Below are 17,237 nucleotides of genomic sequence, written 5' to 3' on the forward strand. Positions count from 1 at the left end.
CTGTATCATGTTATACTATTCCTCCATCGACATTAATAACTTGTCCATGTATATAACTTGCATCATCGGATGCCAAAAATAATACTACTTTTGCTACTTCTGCAGCTTCCCCAAATCTTCCAACAGAGATTTTATCTTTGAAACCATGCTTTATTTTCTCGGGGACTTTATTAAGCATGTCGGTAGCTATGTATCCTGGAGCTACCGAATTAACACGAATTTTCTTCCTGGCTAGTTCTCTGGACAATGCCTTAGTAAAACCTATTACCCCAGCCTTCGATGCACTATAATTAGTCTGGCCAGAGCCCCCTACTTGTCCTGATACTGATGAAATATTTATTATTACTCCTTCTTTTTCACTTAACATGGATGGAATAACAGCCTTGCTACAATTATAAGTTCCCTTTAAGTTTGTATTAATAACACTATCCCACGACATTTCATCCATGAACATTAAGAAACTATCATCCGTTACTCCAGCATTATTGATCAATACATCAATTTTTTTATATTTCTTTGTTATATATTCAATTGCTTCCATACATTTGTTATGATTGGTCACATCTAATAAAATACTCTCACAAACGCAACCCTTCTCACACAATTCTGCTTCTAATTTTGTCGCTTCATCTTTACTTCTACTGTAAGTAAAAATGACAACTGCTCCTTTAAAAGCAAACTGTCTAGTAATTTCGTTACCTATACCACGCGATCCCCCAGTGATCAGAACTATCTTGTTTTGAAAATCCATTTTCAGTCTCCCTCGCCTATAACAATGCTAAACAAACATCCACTAATATCATATCCATTTATTAATAAATATTTGTACCTTCCGGCCTTCGCATGATCATAGATAACATTTAAATGTAGATTCTCTTCCGGAATTTCACACCCAGAAGTTAATGGTAACGTTTGATTTTCCAAGCAAAGAACCCCACCTACAACATTCAAAATTAATGATGCGCCTATGCTTTCTCCAATTGCCCCCTTTATTGCCGTAACAGGGATTTCACTACCTAGTTCCCCAAAAACCTGATGTATTGCTTTTGCCTCAGCACGATCTGCATAAACACCCCCGCCAGATGCCATAAAAATCCCGTCAATATAATCTTTACGGACTCCAGCATTCTCCAATGCCATTTCCATGACCTGTGCAAACACATTACTGTCCGAATTCGGACCATCCATTGCACGAAATTCATCAGTTATGGCATTTGAATAGCCAAGAATTTCACATAATGCTTTACCTGATCTAGATCTCAATGAGCTCTCACTCTCAATAAACAATCCTCCTGCTCCTTCAGTAACCCTTGTTCCATCTCGATTCGCATCAAGTGGCTTACAGATTGAGTCAAGATTCTTGGTTGTAGAGCTAATTAACTGAAAACTATGATCTAACTCTTCGATATATTCTTCCACACCACAACATAAAATTTGATCGGATTTATTACTTTTAATCAATTCATATGAATATGCAACTGCATTGCTTCCCATTAACATCGTGCTCGGTCCTTTAAGTCCTAAGTGTAAGCATGTATGACCTAAGCCAGCATTAAAAACTGTATTGGTAAACAAGGTTGGACTTACGCCATCTACACCATAAGTTTCGATTTGATCTCGAAAATTAATATTCGATTGCAAGGGTCCAAATCCAGTATTGAAAACGGTTCCAATTTGATCAGCATTTAAAAGAGGAAGCTTTTCTAATACTAGTTTAGAGACACTAAGACTCATCCTAGAAAATCTATCCATCCGTCTCGATACTTTTGGATTTATATTCTGAGGAAGAATAATAGGTAACTCAATTGAATTATAATCCACTTTCTTAGTATTAATGCCCGCCCAGAACTCTTCCAAACTAGCTCCTACACAAGTAATTACTCCCATTGATGATATGAAAACTCTCTCCATAGTCCCCTCTATTCTACACTTCAGTCTGTGCCAAAGAAATTAAACCTTTTGATACAATTACGTTATTCACATAAGCAACACACTTTATTTGAAATATATGTCCTATACTTTGCTCTAAGGAGGCCTCCACAATTAACTGATCTCCCGGAACAACTGGACGTATTAACTTTAGATTGTTCACACCACACAAAAGCATTCTATAATTTATCGTTTTAACTTCCGGTTCTACAAAGATAAAACCACCGATTTGAGCCATGGTTTCAATCATCAGAACGCCTGGGTATATCGCATTATCTGGAAAATGTCCTGCAACCCATGGTTCATTGTGCGAAATATTCTTATAGCCTTTTGAGCTCTTCATATAATCAATCTCTAGTATTTTATCAACCAAAACAAAAGGATACTCATGTGGCAGTATTGATTTTATTTCAACCACTTACATCTAACTCTCCTCGCCTATTCAATTAAATTTCCCCACGATAACACTGGCTGCGTTCCCAGAAAATGCAAATGAGTTAGACATTGCATATTTAATTTCCTTTTCAATACTTTTTCCGTGAACTAACTTTAATTCTCCAAATTCATTTGCTACATTTACTAATTTTGCAGTTAAGGGGACAATATTTCTGTCTAATGCCATCAGAATAACAGCCATCTCAACGCTACCAGCTGCACCTAAACAATGGCCCGTTACCGCTTTTGTAGAAGAAATCAACACATCCGGGCTTGCAACTTCCATTAAATCAGTAATGGCCTTGGCCTCCATAACATCATTTAATTCAGTTGCTGTTCCGTGAACATTAATGTAATCAATATCTTGAGGGGTCAACTGTGCTTCTTTAAGTGCCATATTCATAGCTCTTATTGCACCTGATCCTTCTGGATCAGGACTAGTTATGTGATAAGCGTCATTACTTAAACCATAACCTAATAGTTCTCCATATATATGTGCATTTCTCATCATTGCATGTTCTTTACTTTCTACAATGAATGCTGCCGCACCCTCTCCCAAAGACGTACCGTCTCTATTTTTATCAAAGGGGCTACATCCATTAACGCTCATCGACTCCAAACTATGGAAACCGGCAACAGAAATATCTGCTAACATATCCATCCCTACCACGAGGACAACATCCAAATTACCGTTCCTTATCTGGTCTATGGCTATACCAACTCCTGCTGTGCCTGCCGCACAAGCAGATACAGTCGTATAAGTAGCCCCACTGACTTTACAAAATCTTGCCACTTTCCTTGTATAGTTGGGAACATTAACCAGCCACTCAGGATTTGTATTTGTATTATTGTGCTTACTCTTTATATGCTTCATTGTATTTAGATTTCCGGAAATTGAAGTTGAAACAGATAACCCACATTTCATTCCCAAGTTTTCTATTTCACTTTTATTAATCTTACTGTCATGAAGTGCTTCATCGATAGCTTGATAGGCCATCAATATTGATTTTTCTTCTATACCAATTTGATCCTGGTACGTAAGATAGGCTTCATCAACTTCACCAGCAATAGAAGTGCTTTTAATATGTAACTCATCAAATATTCCACTTTTTTTAAGTCCGGTTTGACCGTTGATGATTGTTTCAAAAAAATGTTCCTTATTAGCTCCATTTGAAGCAATTATACCTATGCCTGTTACAACAGCATTACTCATTTTTCTTCACCAGAATACGATCGAATTAATTGGGCAATAGATTTGACATTGTAGCAAGAGGCAAGATCCGTGTTTTGAATTACGATTTGAAAATCTCTTTTTATACCTACAGCCAGTTCCAAAGCATCTACTGAATCTAAATCTAGTCCTGAACCATTATCATCAATATCAAAAAGAGGAGCTTCCTCATCAATACTATCGTGTGAAATATCTAGTCCTAACTGACTAACAATTAACTTTTTAATCTTCTCTTCTAATCCAGCATGTGCTACACTCATTCTTTTCTCCTCCTACTAAATGGATAATATAGTAAATAAATTTCAAAATTACCCTTGGAAAATAATAACTAAGTGAATTCTATATCAACTTTAATAATTTGTAAATACACATTACTGAAAAAATTAAGCGCTTTACTTTTATTTAAAGGTTACAACAATTTCCCATAAATCCCCTTGTAAAAATGGAATATTCAGTGTTATTCTAAAAAAAACTTATGTTATAAAATATCGATAACAACAGGCGCGATACATTTTTATCTAACCCGAAAGATTGAACACATATTTATTTATATGACTTTGAAAATCATTGCCTAGATTTAAAAGGCCAAATATACAATTGTATTGTAATTCAACTCGCGTCATTCTTTATATATGAAAGTTGGGTTAGTTACCTCACTTATTATTAACTATGGTAAAGGCGGTGTTTTATGCAGTATTCTCTTCCGATCTATCAACCCTTCATAACTGGAAGGTTACATCATTCTTTACCTCAAAGTATTATGTCTAAAAATGACAGCTACATCGCTTGGTTCTATAACAATTACATTCAGATTTCTTGCAATCGCGAGAAATCTGGGAGTTCCGAATTAAACTTTTTTAGATACTTCATGTGGGAGCATCGTTATCCGTTTTTCCATATCGAGCAGCTAACACGTGATACGATCAGTTTATTAAATATAAATTTTATCAACTTAATAAAAGACACTTTAAAAGATGGGAAATATTTCTATCTGAATATTGATGAATTCTACTTACCTCTTCAACATCATCAACAATTCCATATTGTCAGAGATGTATTAATTTTTGGATTTAATGATGACGAGAATATATTTAAAGTTCTTGGTTTTGATAAAAATGGGAAATTTGGTGTAAATGATATCCCATATCATGTACTTTATGAGGCATATATGAAAACAGAGGTTGTTGACGGTTGGGAAGGCTACGTATATATCGTCAAAGAAAATAAATTTGACTATCAATTTAATTTTGAGTTGATCTTTGAACTTTTCGAAGATTATCTCCACAGTAAAAATACTTCTAAGAAGTTTAATATGATCGAAAATGATAAAAACCTTATTTTTGGCATAAATTGTATTGAATCTTTGAAGGAAGATATTATTCAAAATGATTTCTCTTTTGTACCTATACACATTCTCTGGGAGCACAAAAAAATAATGGTAAATCGGATCAATTATATTTCCAGTCTTCTCCCCGAATTAGAGTTACATAAATTTGCAACAGAATATGAAGAATTGGAAAAATACTCTAGTCTCATTCGAATGTTATGTATTAAAAAGTATTACAATGACAGTTTAATAATTAATGATAAATTAATTGATTTATTAAACTCTATCATTACTAAAGAAATGTCGATCATACCTCGGTTTTTAGAGAAAATGAAATGCTTAAATATTCAAGAAAGATATGATGACATGCTTATAAAAAAATAGTGTATTTCGCTGTTTTAAGTCCAATTCAGTCTCTAATTCTTGAAAACTGTTCTACTAAATTTATTAAATCGTGTTACTTATTAATGTTTCTCACAGTAGACATACATCATTAAATAAATAAAAATAGCTCATGGCTTGATTTGTGTAATATGAAGGTTCCTACATCATATTCACACAATAGAATCTACCATGAGCTTTCTTTGCATTATTTAGCACATTATAACGATTTTTTCAAATCAGTTCCCTTCTTCTTTTCAAATACACATACAACACCACGCCAGATGCCGCACAGATAACCGCACATAAGCCAATAAATCCATATCCCGCCTGAAGTCCGCGCAGCAGACCGAGCTCCGTGGTAGCACCATACATGTTCTTCACACCTTCAATCACCCAGCCAATCACATAGTTCCCGATGACACTGCCCACCCCCATGAGCGTAACCGTGAACGTAATCGCCGTATCACTGCCGTTCGGATATCTGCGGGCGATAAAGGCCATCACCGTTGGATAGATCATCGCAATGCCTGCGCCCGATATCGCAAAGAAGATCGCCAGACTCTCTCCCCCTGCAAGCGCGACAAACGTACATACCGCCGAGAAAGCCGAGAACAAGATCAACGAGAGTACAAATCCGATGCGATCCGTCAACGGCCCAAGCAGCAAACGTCCAAGCGAAAACGTAAGGAAGAATGCAGACAATAGACCGGAGGCTTTGACCGTGTCCCATGTGTAGGCTTTCTCCAGGAAGTTAACAAGCCAACCCCCAACCGCCAGTTCCGATACCACGCCAAAAGAAAGAATAAGCACCATCAGCCACAGGGCCGGATCACGTGTTAACGTCTTAAGCGAGGTGCGATCTTCATGGGCAAGATCATCCCCTGGAAATTTACTACGCAGTGCCGCAATGATTGGCAACAGACAGAGAGACAACATCACCAGATACATGCCGCGCCAGTCCAGCAGGTGCCCAAATACCGTCAACGACATCACGCCTGTCGCCAGCAACGGCGCCACCGTTGAACTGAGTCCGTAGAAGAAATGGGACAGGTTCATCATCGTGCCTGTATTTTTCACGAAAATCCGCGCCCCGAGAATCGCCAGCGCAATCTCCAGCATCCCGTTGCCGATGTACATGAAGAAGTACGATGACGCAAAGAGCGGATACGTATGCGATACATAGATGAACACACCCGACAGAATCATCGAGCCAAATGAAATAATGCTGACCGCCTTGATGCCCCATTTGCGAACCAGTATAGCCGTGAAGGAGCAGGCGATCAGATATCCCAGAGCGTTCAGGGACAACAACGTCCCGAGCTGTTTCTCATCCAGATTGAAGTCAAACTGAATACGTGGAATAGCCGGGCCTTTAATATTTTCCGATATGCCAAATACGATAAATCCAAGAAAGATCGTTGCCAGCTGCATGGCGTACAGCTTGTTAAACTTTCGTTTGCTGCCTTGTGTACTTGCTTGCTGATTCAAAATAAGTTCCTCCATTGTGTCCATATAAGTTGAAACCAGGGTCATTAACCTGACCACTCCGATGACAGAATAACCTTCCAATCGCTGTTATCCCCAGATTTTTTTGAATTCCCTTTTCTAAAGGGAAAATCCGGTGATAAAGGCGACCGCATTCGCTTCTTCAGGTTTTTTCTGTCCTCTCCGTTACTTGCTTAATGAAATCGTTCATTTTATATAAAAGAGTTATTACAATTCTTTGATCTGAAGAAAGATCATCCTTCTGATCAACGTTCCGATCCTTTACCACTGCTTCTCAACTACCTGAATGCGGTAGGTTAGGCTCTCGAGTGTTACGGCTACCAGCCCGGTAACATACTCACGCCGGGTGTCGCGGCGAATCGTGAGTTCAGGCATATGCTCCTGTGGAATATGGTGATCCCGGCAGCCTTGGATCAGGCCATCCCGCATGGCCGGGTCCATCGTGTCGCCCGTCACCACAATGACCGCCGGGTTGATAATAGCTATGATGGAGACGAGTGTCTGTACAACAAGCTCCTGCAATCCGTCTGCCGTTTGCAACATGCGCAGCTGCTCTTCCCTTGACACGCCAAACGGCAAAAAGGACACCTCTCCCCCAAATTGCGTATTCCCGGTGAGTGGCCGACCATCGATAATAAAACCTGCTCCCGGAAAATGATTTTCAGGGAACGTCACCACCGCAAAGTTCTTCTCTTCCTCAAATTGCTGTTCATTGTACAGTCCGTACACCGTCAGATTCATATCGTTGCCAATGACCACTTCGATGTCTTCGTATTGCTCTTTGAGCCTTAAACCGAGCGGCTGATTAGCCAACTCTGGTACGTCACAGATACCGATCACACCATTGTGCGCCACCCCTGGTATCCCGATTCCGATGGACTGCACATTGTGATGCTGCTCGATCAGCCCAGCAATGAGTTTCTCCACCACCGTGACATTAATCTCTTCTAAAATAAGCGTCTGTTCGTCCGCCATCTCTCCGTTCAGGTTGGCATATGTATGTGTGATCGAATGAATGCCACCTTCCGTACGAATAATCAGACACAGCACACTCGCATAGTCCGCATTAAACTGATATCGACTCGCCGGTCTGCCTCCGCTCGACTCATCCGGGCCCAGATCAATGATCTCCCCTGTCTGGAGCAGTTCGTTTAGTATCGTTCCGCAAGTCGCCACACTGAGTTTGGTCAGATTTGCAATGGAAGCCTTCGTGCCTACACCCATCGACCGGAGTGTACTTTTTACTATTTCAACGTTAATGCGTTTGACCTGTTGGGTGTTGTGGGATGTGGGTAACATCGTTTGTTGTGTGCCTCCTTTCGTTTGTATATTGAAGGGTAATCGCGTATTCGAGAAAGTATTGGAGAAGAGTTTTTAAAAGTATTTTAATAATTGAAGTTTAGGGGGATTGGTGTGGAAAGTCAATGCTTATTACTAACAAGATTTAACTAGTAAGAAAGAAGAATTAGCTAGTGCGTTGTATGATATTTCACATAATTGTTACTAAATGATAATATTAACATAAGTGTCAAGAAGGTGGATTTATATGAGTTGGTTCTATTGGCCGGAATTTATCATTTTAACTATATGTCTTATCGTAGTCTTATTCGGAATCTACTATGTGTTTCGTAAGGTGTCGGGGCTCTCAAAAAGAATTTCTAACTTGGAAAATAAAATGAATACAATAAAGAAAAATGATTAGTTAATAATCAGGTTTGCGATAGAATTCTCCATGCCTACGTCCATTGAGATGCTTATATGGGGGAATGATTTTGGATCGCTTATAAAGATTAAAAGGACAGTCAAGATCATTCCTAGAATGATCCTGTACTGTCCTTTTCGTTCATTCATACAGTTATGTAGACTGGCTCATGTGATGGGCCAAGATGCTTTTCTCCAGCCTGACTTCAAATAACTTGCGGTTCAAATCCTGTTCCATCGCGTGAAGATGATACGCCGCCTGTTTCACCGTGTCCATATGCAACACCCCTGCCCGCTTCGCGATAATGTCCATGGCATCCAGGATGAGTTTGTTACACGTGACCAGTTGATCAACGTAATCGTCTTCTTGCTTTACGAGTTGTGCGTACTGCGAAGCCAGATCTTCGCCGTGGGTACTTGTCATGTCACCACTCCTTTTAAGGAGAGGTTAACATATATGTTAATGGAATGTGGTACGGATAAGCGTAATATTATTGATCAATCATTGTGCAATTAATTTATTATTAAACATGTTATTATTCAACCCAAGTTCAAGTGCTCCTAACACATCAGTCGGAATATCTAAGAACTTTGCATTAACTGACGGCCTACCCACTGAATTTGAATCGCCTTCATTTACATCTGACATTTGAATTGATGAAATTTTCACCTCTCCAAACAGTTTCATGCTCTCTCTTAATAGATCAATTTGTATCTGGAATTCTTCTGAGGTCATTACTTCTTTTCCAAAATTAATAGACGAAATGAAGAGAAAAGATTCTTTTATCAAACTCTCTACATCATACTTAGTTAATTTCAAATCCAAACTGTTAATCTTATCCAAAATGACATATTCGGAAGTTTTTATAATGCGCTGTTCATTGATTAATATTTCGATATTTTTTTCTAGTTTCGAATGCAGATCTACTAATTTAATAAATCTTGTTAATGATAACAAAGAATTATGGGCAACTTCACATCTAACATCATAAGCAGCTTTCCAATCAAGCAAAAAATTATCAATCCTTATCTCCTGTACAAAGAATTTTTCCCAATTACCCAAAAATCTCTCTTTTAGAAGTAATATCTTGTCGGTAAATGTATCTTTTTCTCTATGTTCAACTATCACATCAAGAGCATCTAGAATAGCTTTGCTATCTTTTTGACCAAACTGACCATTTAATAAAATAATTAAATCATCAAAATCAATATTGTATAGTTCCATATTTAATAGCTTTGAGAAACCCTCTTTTTTTCTTTCAGCGGCTTTTGACTTCAAAGTTTGAGTTGTATTATTCTCCCACCATCTTGAACCAAACTTTTTCGAGAAAAACCTTATAAGATATTCTCTCATTGTATTTTCCATATTCCTGATAATTGGATACGCTGCAACACTTATTTCATCTGATATTTCATCTACAATTAAATAACTTTTTAAACAGTTATCTTTTATTTTAAGTAAAAATTCGGTTCTATATATCTCTAACAACTCAAACTCTCCTTCAACGTATACCTCCCATACACTTTCTTTTTTTATTATTTTTGAACCTACTTTAATTAATAAACTCCCCATTTCATTACTAATAACAAACTCATTTTTAGAATCATTAGAGGGAGGATGAATAGCACTTATTTCAGAGAGTGCTTCTTGACTTCTTGTAAAAATTTTATCAAGCATTGTAGGGGTTGTAGCTTCATCTACAATAAATAAATATGTTATAGTAAATTTCTTCTCAGTAGCATTCTTAAAATATTTTTCTATACACTTCTCTCTATCCGACATTTTGTTTTGTATTGATATCTCGATCACTTTTTCAGTCACAATTTCTACCTCACGCTAAAATTTTTTGTTTACTAATATCAATATTTTCATCACTCATTTTTATTTTGTTATGATAGGTTGCTTCCACCTTATCTTCTATACACTTTTCAGTTAATGAAACTGACAAAATTAAATCATCATCCAACTGAAATGAAACTCCTATTTGATCACCAGTAAACATAAAAGGATGGGAATAATTAATGGTTTCCAATAATATATAAATTTCATTTCCATTTTCATCATAATATTGTTGTACAATCTCAATTGGTGCTTTTGTATCCAAAGCAAAAGGAATTTCATATTCAAAATTAGAATTTTTATCCCTATCTCCTTTGTTTAGAACAGGTATAAAATTTTGATTACTTTTAATTCCATAATTATGAGGAACTACCGTGTTGTAATCGGATAATATTGTGGATTCACCATCTATAATTGAAGCATATATAGCTGCTCCATTAGCAACCGCAGTATATGTATCGATATCTTCAATTGGGTCAATTCCAAAAATATCTTTACATAGTGTCCTAACGGCAGGTATCACTGTCGAACCACCAACAAGTAATACACCAAACAGTTTATTCCAATCATCAAATTGATTGTCGGTCTTTTCACTAGCATCTTTCAAAACATTATCTATGTTACTTTTTATTATTTCGAAATAGGGTTCCAAGATCATTTGAAACTCTTCTTTGTCAATCTCAATTCTATGATATTTACCTTTGTGAGAGTAAAAACTAAATACTCTTCTATTATTTTTACTTAAATCTTTTTTACAAACTTCACTCTCACTTATAATTCTTGCTAGAACGTCTTGCACTTCAATTTCAACATTATTTGATAGATCAGGATAGTTCTTTGCATGCTCCAGTAATTCTTCCAAAGCCTCCACATCAGTTGGGTATATTTTTATAGCTTTTTTTAGACTATAGATCATTAAATCCTTATCAAAATTATATCCACCTAAGTATTTGTTCCCTGAAGAAGATATAACACTTGTTTGTGGTTTGTTTTGAGCGTCTAAATGTATTGAGGATAAGGAGACGTCAAAAGTCCCACCTCCTAAATCAAAAACTAAAAGATACTGAGGTGTACTTGAAAAAGACTCATCTAATTTATTTAATTCATAATTTTTATATATATAGTTAAGAATTGCAGCATTCGGTTCAGGTATTAGATGTACATTCTCGAAACCTGCTATTCTACCAGCATCTTTAGTAGCTTGCTTAGCAGCAGTATCAAAATCTGCTGGAACTGTAATTACTACACTATTAATTTCATCCTTCAAATTAGTTTTTGAAGCATATTCTTTTAGCTCTTTTAAAATAAACGCAGATATCTCTTGGGGAGTATAAGATTTATCTAACACGTCATACTCCTTATTTAATCCCATCTTTCTTTTAACCCATCGTACAGTATTTCTAGGATCTGAATTAAATGCATTAAGAGCACTCTCACCTACGATTGGCGGTTCCCCTTTTTTTTCAAAATATACAACTGAAGGAGACGTATGTTTTGAATCTTGATTATTAATAGGTCTTACTTCAAAAATACCCTTAGTTGGAATTTCATATCCGAAAGAAATAACAGAATTTGTTGTTCCTAAATCTATACCATAGTACATCTACTCACCAACCTTTTTATCGATAATATTTAATTCCTCTAAATTAGATTTAATGTCGAGTAAAGATTGGATTTTTGTTGCGAAATTATCACTCAACTCTGTTAACTCTGAAGAAATATCTTTGTCGTCTAAAATTATATTTATTTCATTATTATCTTTATTGCACTTTAATAAAACTTTTGTAACAAGTTCAGTTATTAGCAACCTTGCATTTACACCATCATTTAAATCAACTTGTCTTTGTATAGCAACTTTAGATAAATTTAGTTTTGACTTTAATTTATTTAAAGCAATTTGTTCAGCATGATCCTTCTCTTCAGCGAGAAGATTCTTATCATTGTGCAAATTATTTATTGTTTTATAGCTTTTATCTAACTCTAATTCTAGGATTTTCAATTTTTCTTCTATATTTTCATTATTCTTCTTTTCTGATAGCAGTTGGTGCAATTGCTGTGATATATGATTCATTTTGTACTTTATTTCATAATCAAGGTTCTGAACCATTTTTAGATTAACATCTACACTATCCTGTAGTCTCTGATACTGCTCTTTACTAGAAGAGGATATCTCTTTAGGAATCTTAATAATCGCATTAATATATTCATCTTGCTTTTCATAATTAGTACTCTTAGAAATAAGAGTATTTATAATTTTTTGTTGATCGTGGACAATTGACTTACCCATAGAGTTCGACATATTATTCTTCTCAAATGTCTTTAAATACGGAGTGAAGAAAACTATACTCTCAACATCTTCCATATAAATTACAAGGACACCGCCATTTTTATTTAATGAATCTACATCTTTGTTAGATAAATCTGTGGAAATACGCCCTATTTGTTTTGCTCCCAAATAAATATGTGACAATTTAGTGCTAACATTCTTTTTGCTTAATTTAGCGTTAGGAGCAACCTTGAGTATTCTTATATCATTTGGAACGTCTATCTTAAAAGAAGTCCCTTTTTGATCGTATAATTGTTGGAGTTGTTTGATCTCTAAAAGTGATGGAATATCTGTTTTGTGACTTTCTTCAGTTGTCCATAGCATTTTATATTCATTAGTATCAAAAAGTAACAACCTATCTTTAACTTCGTCTATATATACTGTTTTTAGCATGTTGAATTACTCCTTCTAATCAATCTTTAATGAGAAGACTCCAGAAATCACTGCAATTTGCCCATAATAATCATTAGGATAGAATTCAATTAATAAATATGTATTATTAAGAATCATATATTCTATCCATTTATAAATGCTCTCCCGAAACTGTTCTTGTCTTGTTAATAATATATCCCTCCAGTATGCTTTAAATCTCATATCTTTTACAGCAACTCCAGGGGCAACTTTATACTTCCATTTACTTCCTATGATATCACTGAAATCTAACCTACATTCCCAGTAGAAAGTTAATTCTCGATCATATCCCAACTCATTTTCTTTTCTAGGAGAGAAAGTTAAATTAGATATTCTTGGATTTTTGAGAATACCCACCCATGATGTACTTTCTGAAAGCTCAGTAATTGTATCAGAAGATAACTCATTTAATACTTTTATTCTCTCTAAAACAGATTTAATTGGCGGGGCTATCATCTTAGGTAAATAATTTTCTACTTCCACTTCATAAATATCACTTCTTAAATTTAATACTCTTCTTATTTCAACCTCAGTTACAGCAAAAATATCCCAAGCATACTCTTCTTCTATTCTCAGTAATTCTTTAGGTAACGTAGGTATAATAACCCAGCTATTATTATCTATGTTCCTGGCAATTACAGCATAACCCTTTGTAGGATCACTGGTTGTTTCAGCTAAAGAAAGTACTAACAGTCTGGCCATTTTATGTTCCTCCAAATACCTTTCAAATAAATAATCATAGAACTCAAAACTTACAAATTCAACAAAGACTAAAGAACTATATTTTCAAAATTACTACTTTCGACAACAATGAATAATTTTCCTTCTTTGCTTTATTATCAACAAAAAATTTTCAATACAATTAAAAAATCAATACTGCCTAATATATGATATCAAGAAATCCTCTAGTACTTTTCTTTATACTAAATAATATAATAATACACATTTGACACCCCCTCCAAAAAGGTCTATCCTAATAACGAATCACTCATTCACTATTAAGGAGTCGTTCCCAATGGTGCAGGCCAAGAAAGACGAAGTCAGGAAAGAGATTGAATACGCGGCGCTTAAGGTTTTTTTTGAGAAGGATTATGCGGATGCCAAGATGAACGATATTGCGAACGAGATCAATATATCGGTCGGCAATATCTATACCTATTTCAAGAATAAAAAGGAGCTTTTCTACGCCGTTGTGCCGCCGGATTTGGTGGATTATCTGAAAAAGGTGCTGGTGGAGACGATTCATTTTGATAACCAGACCGCGTTTGAGGAAACGAACAGCGAGCAGCGCTCCGTCCTTATGCAGGAGCAGGTGGATGTGCTGCGGAAGTATCGGAATCAGATCGTTATTATTTTTGAAAAGAATAAAGGCACCATCTACACCAACGCCAAGAACGAGCTGGTTGAGCTGATGATCGAAACGAAGAAGGCCTATCTCAAAAATCAATACAAACACTATGAGATCGGCTCAGAGGAGAACCTGATTCTGCTGAACATTCTGGCACATAACGTCATTGACATGAATCTGGACTTATTGAAACGGGACATGAGCGAGGACAGCCGCAAGCAAATCTTTGAAGCATTGTATGTATACCGACTGTACGGTATGAAAAGCTTGAACGAATAAGGAATAGTGCTTGGTCGCCAGCCAATCCAAACCCCACTTTCTATCATAGATCACTACGCGTCGCACAGCGTGCAGATCAGTTGTACTTTCCTCTGATTTGCACGCCAAAAAATAAGCATAGGCAAGCCGCTCTATTTTTTTAACCCAAAAATGAATTATAAATTCATTTTTAAATCGAAAGAACAAGCTTATACAGAGAAACTAAATAGCACAGAACCATATCACTCAACTGATGCAGCATGTAACATCATGTAACACCACCCACACCCAAGGAGGAACACACCATGAACAACGCTTACGCTTTGAAAAATGTCAACCTGATCCACGGCGACGCAAGCCGCCATCTGCAGCCCAACATGACGATTCTCGTCAACGAACAGGGACGCATTGAAAACATCGATCCAGATCAGGAGCTAAATATCTCCAGTCACTACACAACAATCGACCTTACCGGAAAATACGTGATGCCAGGGCTGATTAACGCACATGTGCATCTTTTTGCCGATGGTAAACCGCTCACCCTCTCCGTCAGTGAAGGATTGCTGGATTTTGCTTATCATCGGATTTTGAATACCCGATTCGGTCGACATATTTTGAAGAAACGCATGAAACGTAACGCACTTACCGCACTCCATTCGGGTGTGACAACCATGCGCAGTGTGGGCGAATTCTTTTATACCGATGTGCAGCTGCGAGATGAGATTAACCGGGGAGAATGGGTGGGTCCGAATCTGCTTGTTTCGGGATTCTTCCTGAGTGTGACAGGTGGACACGGGGCTCCCTACTTGGCACTGGAGGGTGACTCGCCTTGGGAAATGCGCAAAAATACACGGATTAATGTGAAGAACGGTGTGGACTGGATCAAAATCTGTGTGACAGGCGGTGTAACGGATGCCAAAATGGTTGGCGAAGCTGGGCGTCTGCAAATGACGGTGGAAGAGGTCGCGGCGGTCTGCGATGAAGCCCATAAGATTGGATTGAAGGTTGCCGCTCATGTGGAGAGCACGGAAGGTGTGCGCGTTGCGCTGCAAGGGGGCGTGGATACGATTGAGCATGGGGCCGAGATGGATGACGAGATTATTCATTTGTATAAAAAGAACCCCAAGGCCCTTCATGGTTACACCGCATTGATCCCTACCCTGCAAGCTGCTTATCCATCCGCTTCGCTCGATCCAAGTGTGACCAAGTTAAGTGCGACGGTCAGAGAAAATGCTAGACTGGTCTACGACTCCATGCTCAAAGGGGTGAAACAGGCCATCGACAACGGCATCACTATTGGAATAGGAAACGATGCAGCCATGTCCTACGTCACCCACTATGATATGTGGAGAGAGATAGATCATTACATGAGACAGACCAAACTGACCAATAAAGAGGTCATCGACATGGTCACTCGCAACAATGCTAAAATCCTAGGGATTGACGACGTGACGGGTACTCTGGATATCGGCAAACAGGCCGACTTGATTGTAGTGGATCACAATCCGCTAGAGCAGATCGAAGCCTTATCCAACATGTCGATGGTTATGGTCAAAGGTAATCTGATCCAGAATCCATCCGTTAATCGCATCCAAGAGGTAGATGATGTTCTTAATGCCGTGTGGTGAGCCAACAATGGAGTAGATTTTCTTCTTTAACTGCAAAACATATACTCTCACTAAACTAGCAATAACATAAATCTTCTAACGATGAATTGCTTCTTAATATATTACTGAAGTTTAGTTTTGCACCGGTTCAATGATATCGAAGACTTATATATAAAAAATTGTATTATGTTACAATTATCCATATAAAGAGGGAATTTAAAATAATATTTTGAAGAAAGGAAAATGATATGCCACTAGTTGTACGAGGAGTACCTGAGCTCATTATTTTTCTAATGATAATGGCCGCCAACTATCTAATCATCTATCTTGTTGTTAGCTCTGTTCTTAATAATTCAGGTTTAAAATCAAAAATTGATCATTTACAAAATGAGGTTTTGGATCTAAAAAGAACTTTAAATGAGAACAAAAAAAACCTTTCTGATGATACTAACAAAAATTAATTAAAACACAACTACTAGAGTTGCTAAGTTATTATTTAATCAGCCAAATACCGTGTGGTGAGGTCAGCGTTACTTAGTAAGAAGAATTAAGTCAGAATCAGAGTAGAATCGGTAAAAATCAAGCTATTCCCCTGCGTCCTGTAAAGTCTACATCCTTAATAATGAATATTTACTTTAATTAAATATGCTTTATCATTTGGGTTTGATAACTGAGGCATGGTCTGAGGAGGCGGGAGTTCTTCCACGGGTTCTCCGTCCAAATATAATGCTAGTGCATCTCTCGCCATAATTAATGCCTCTTCAAGGGTATGGCCGTAGGTAAGGCAACCTGGCAGATCAGGGAACGAGACGTTAATTCCGTCGTCGGCAAAGTTAAAAATGGCGTAATAATTGTAAGTTCGAATCATAAGAGAATATCTCCTTTTATCAACAGACTACTATGACAGGATGAATAAGTTCCAATCGACAGCTCA

General features: G+C 37.0%; 16 protein-coding genes. 3 read left to right on the forward strand and 13 right to left on the reverse strand.

Features of this window, described 5'->3' with window-relative positions:
- Positions 1 to 10: 10 nt before the first annotated feature.
- The 5 genes from fabG to BLQ13_RS01625 form a co-directional block, all read right to left on the reverse strand.
- Positions 11 to 751: a 3-oxoacyl-[acyl-carrier-protein] reductase gene (fabG, locus tag BLQ13_RS01605; protein WP_090915277.1), complete on the reverse strand. Its 741-nt coding sequence runs from the start codon at positions 749 to 751 to the stop codon at positions 11 to 13.
- 2 nt (positions 752 to 753) lie between these two features.
- The gene (locus BLQ13_RS01610) at positions 754 to 1,857 is read right to left on the reverse strand and encodes a beta-ketoacyl synthase N-terminal-like domain-containing protein (protein ID WP_167375613.1); all 1,104 of its coding nucleotides are present in this window, start codon (positions 1,855 to 1,857) and stop codon (positions 754 to 756) included.
- 67 nt (positions 1,858 to 1,924) lie between these two features.
- Positions 1,925 to 2,347: a 3-hydroxyacyl-ACP dehydratase FabZ gene (fabZ, locus tag BLQ13_RS01615; protein ID WP_090915281.1), complete on the reverse strand. Its 423-nt coding sequence runs from the start codon at positions 2,345 to 2,347 to the stop codon at positions 1,925 to 1,927.
- Between the two features lie 24 nt (positions 2,348 to 2,371).
- Positions 2,372 to 3,577 carry a beta-ketoacyl-[acyl-carrier-protein] synthase family protein gene (locus BLQ13_RS01620; protein WP_090915283.1) on the reverse strand — a complete coding sequence of 402 codons (1,206 nt, stop codon included), beginning with the start codon at positions 3,575 to 3,577 and terminating at the stop codon, positions 2,372 to 2,374.
- Positions 3,574 to 3,855 carry an acyl carrier protein gene (locus BLQ13_RS01625; protein WP_090915286.1) on the reverse strand — a complete coding sequence of 94 codons (282 nt, stop codon included), beginning with the start codon at positions 3,853 to 3,855 and terminating at the stop codon, positions 3,574 to 3,576. The genes BLQ13_RS01620 and BLQ13_RS01625 overlap by 4 nt, the downstream gene beginning before the upstream one ends.
- A gap of 428 nt (positions 3,856 to 4,283) precedes the next feature.
- Between BLQ13_RS01625 and BLQ13_RS01630 the strand changes: the two genes are divergently transcribed.
- Positions 4,284 to 5,306, forward strand: coding sequence for a hypothetical protein (locus BLQ13_RS01630; RefSeq protein WP_090915288.1), 1,023 nt, complete (start codon positions 4,284 to 4,286; stop codon positions 5,304 to 5,306).
- Between the two features lie 231 nt (positions 5,307 to 5,537).
- Here the strand turns inward: BLQ13_RS01630 and BLQ13_RS01635 are convergent, their stop codons facing one another.
- The 7 genes from BLQ13_RS01635 to BLQ13_RS01665 all read right to left on the reverse strand — a co-directional run bounded on the left by BLQ13_RS01635 (position 5,538) and on the right by BLQ13_RS01665 (position 13,792).
- Positions 5,538 to 6,737 carry an MFS transporter gene (locus BLQ13_RS01635; protein ID WP_090915686.1) on the reverse strand — a complete coding sequence of 400 codons (1,200 nt, stop codon included), beginning with the start codon at positions 6,735 to 6,737 and terminating at the stop codon, positions 5,538 to 5,540.
- A gap of 336 nt (positions 6,738 to 7,073) precedes the next feature.
- Positions 7,074 to 8,111, reverse strand: a complete 1,038-nt coding sequence (locus BLQ13_RS01640) for an ROK family protein (RefSeq protein ID WP_090915290.1) — start codon at positions 8,109 to 8,111, stop codon at positions 7,074 to 7,076.
- Positions 8,112 to 8,667: 556 nt separating this feature from the next.
- Complete coding sequence (locus BLQ13_RS01645) at positions 8,668 to 8,937, reverse strand: hypothetical protein (protein ID WP_090915294.1); 270 nt, start codon at positions 8,935 to 8,937, stop codon at positions 8,668 to 8,670.
- Between the two features lie 78 nt (positions 8,938 to 9,015).
- A complete protein-coding gene (locus BLQ13_RS01650) occupies positions 9,016 to 10,335 on the reverse strand; it encodes a hypothetical protein (protein WP_090915296.1) in 1,320 nt (439 codons plus the stop codon).
- A 10-nt stretch (positions 10,336 to 10,345) separates the two neighbouring features.
- The gene (locus tag BLQ13_RS01655) at positions 10,346 to 11,956 is read right to left on the reverse strand and encodes an Hsp70 family protein (RefSeq protein ID WP_090915297.1); all 1,611 of its coding nucleotides are present in this window, start codon (positions 11,954 to 11,956) and stop codon (positions 10,346 to 10,348) included.
- Positions 11,957 to 13,072: a hypothetical protein gene (locus BLQ13_RS01660; protein WP_090915299.1), complete on the reverse strand. Its 1,116-nt coding sequence runs from the start codon at positions 13,070 to 13,072 to the stop codon at positions 11,957 to 11,959. It abuts the gene before it with no gap.
- Positions 13,073 to 13,087: 15 nt separating this feature from the next.
- The gene (locus BLQ13_RS01665) at positions 13,088 to 13,792 is read right to left on the reverse strand and encodes a hypothetical protein (RefSeq protein WP_090915301.1); all 705 of its coding nucleotides are present in this window, start codon (positions 13,790 to 13,792) and stop codon (positions 13,088 to 13,090) included.
- A 313-nt stretch (positions 13,793 to 14,105) separates the two neighbouring features.
- Between BLQ13_RS01665 and BLQ13_RS01670 the strand changes: the two genes are divergently transcribed.
- Both BLQ13_RS01670 and BLQ13_RS01675 read left to right on the forward strand, forming a co-directional pair.
- Positions 14,106 to 14,717, forward strand: coding sequence for a TetR/AcrR family transcriptional regulator (locus BLQ13_RS01670; protein WP_090915303.1), 612 nt, complete (start codon positions 14,106 to 14,108; stop codon positions 14,715 to 14,717).
- A gap of 284 nt (positions 14,718 to 15,001) precedes the next feature.
- A complete protein-coding gene (locus BLQ13_RS01675; RefSeq protein WP_090915305.1) occupies positions 15,002 to 16,324 on the forward strand; it encodes an amidohydrolase family protein in 1,323 nt (440 codons plus the stop codon).
- A 595-nt stretch (positions 16,325 to 16,919) separates the two neighbouring features.
- On the opposite strand, the gene BLQ13_RS01685 is transcribed toward BLQ13_RS01675, so the two are convergent.
- Positions 16,920 to 17,171, reverse strand: coding sequence for a type II toxin-antitoxin system HicB family antitoxin (locus tag BLQ13_RS01685; protein WP_090915309.1), 252 nt, complete (start codon positions 17,169 to 17,171; stop codon positions 16,920 to 16,922).
- Positions 17,172 to 17,237: the final 66 nt, after the last annotated feature.

It is taken from the genome of Paenibacillus polysaccharolyticus (assembly GCF_900102085.1).
In the GTDB taxonomy this organism is placed as follows: domain Bacteria; phylum Bacillota; class Bacilli; order Paenibacillales; family Paenibacillaceae; genus Paenibacillus; species Paenibacillus polysaccharolyticus.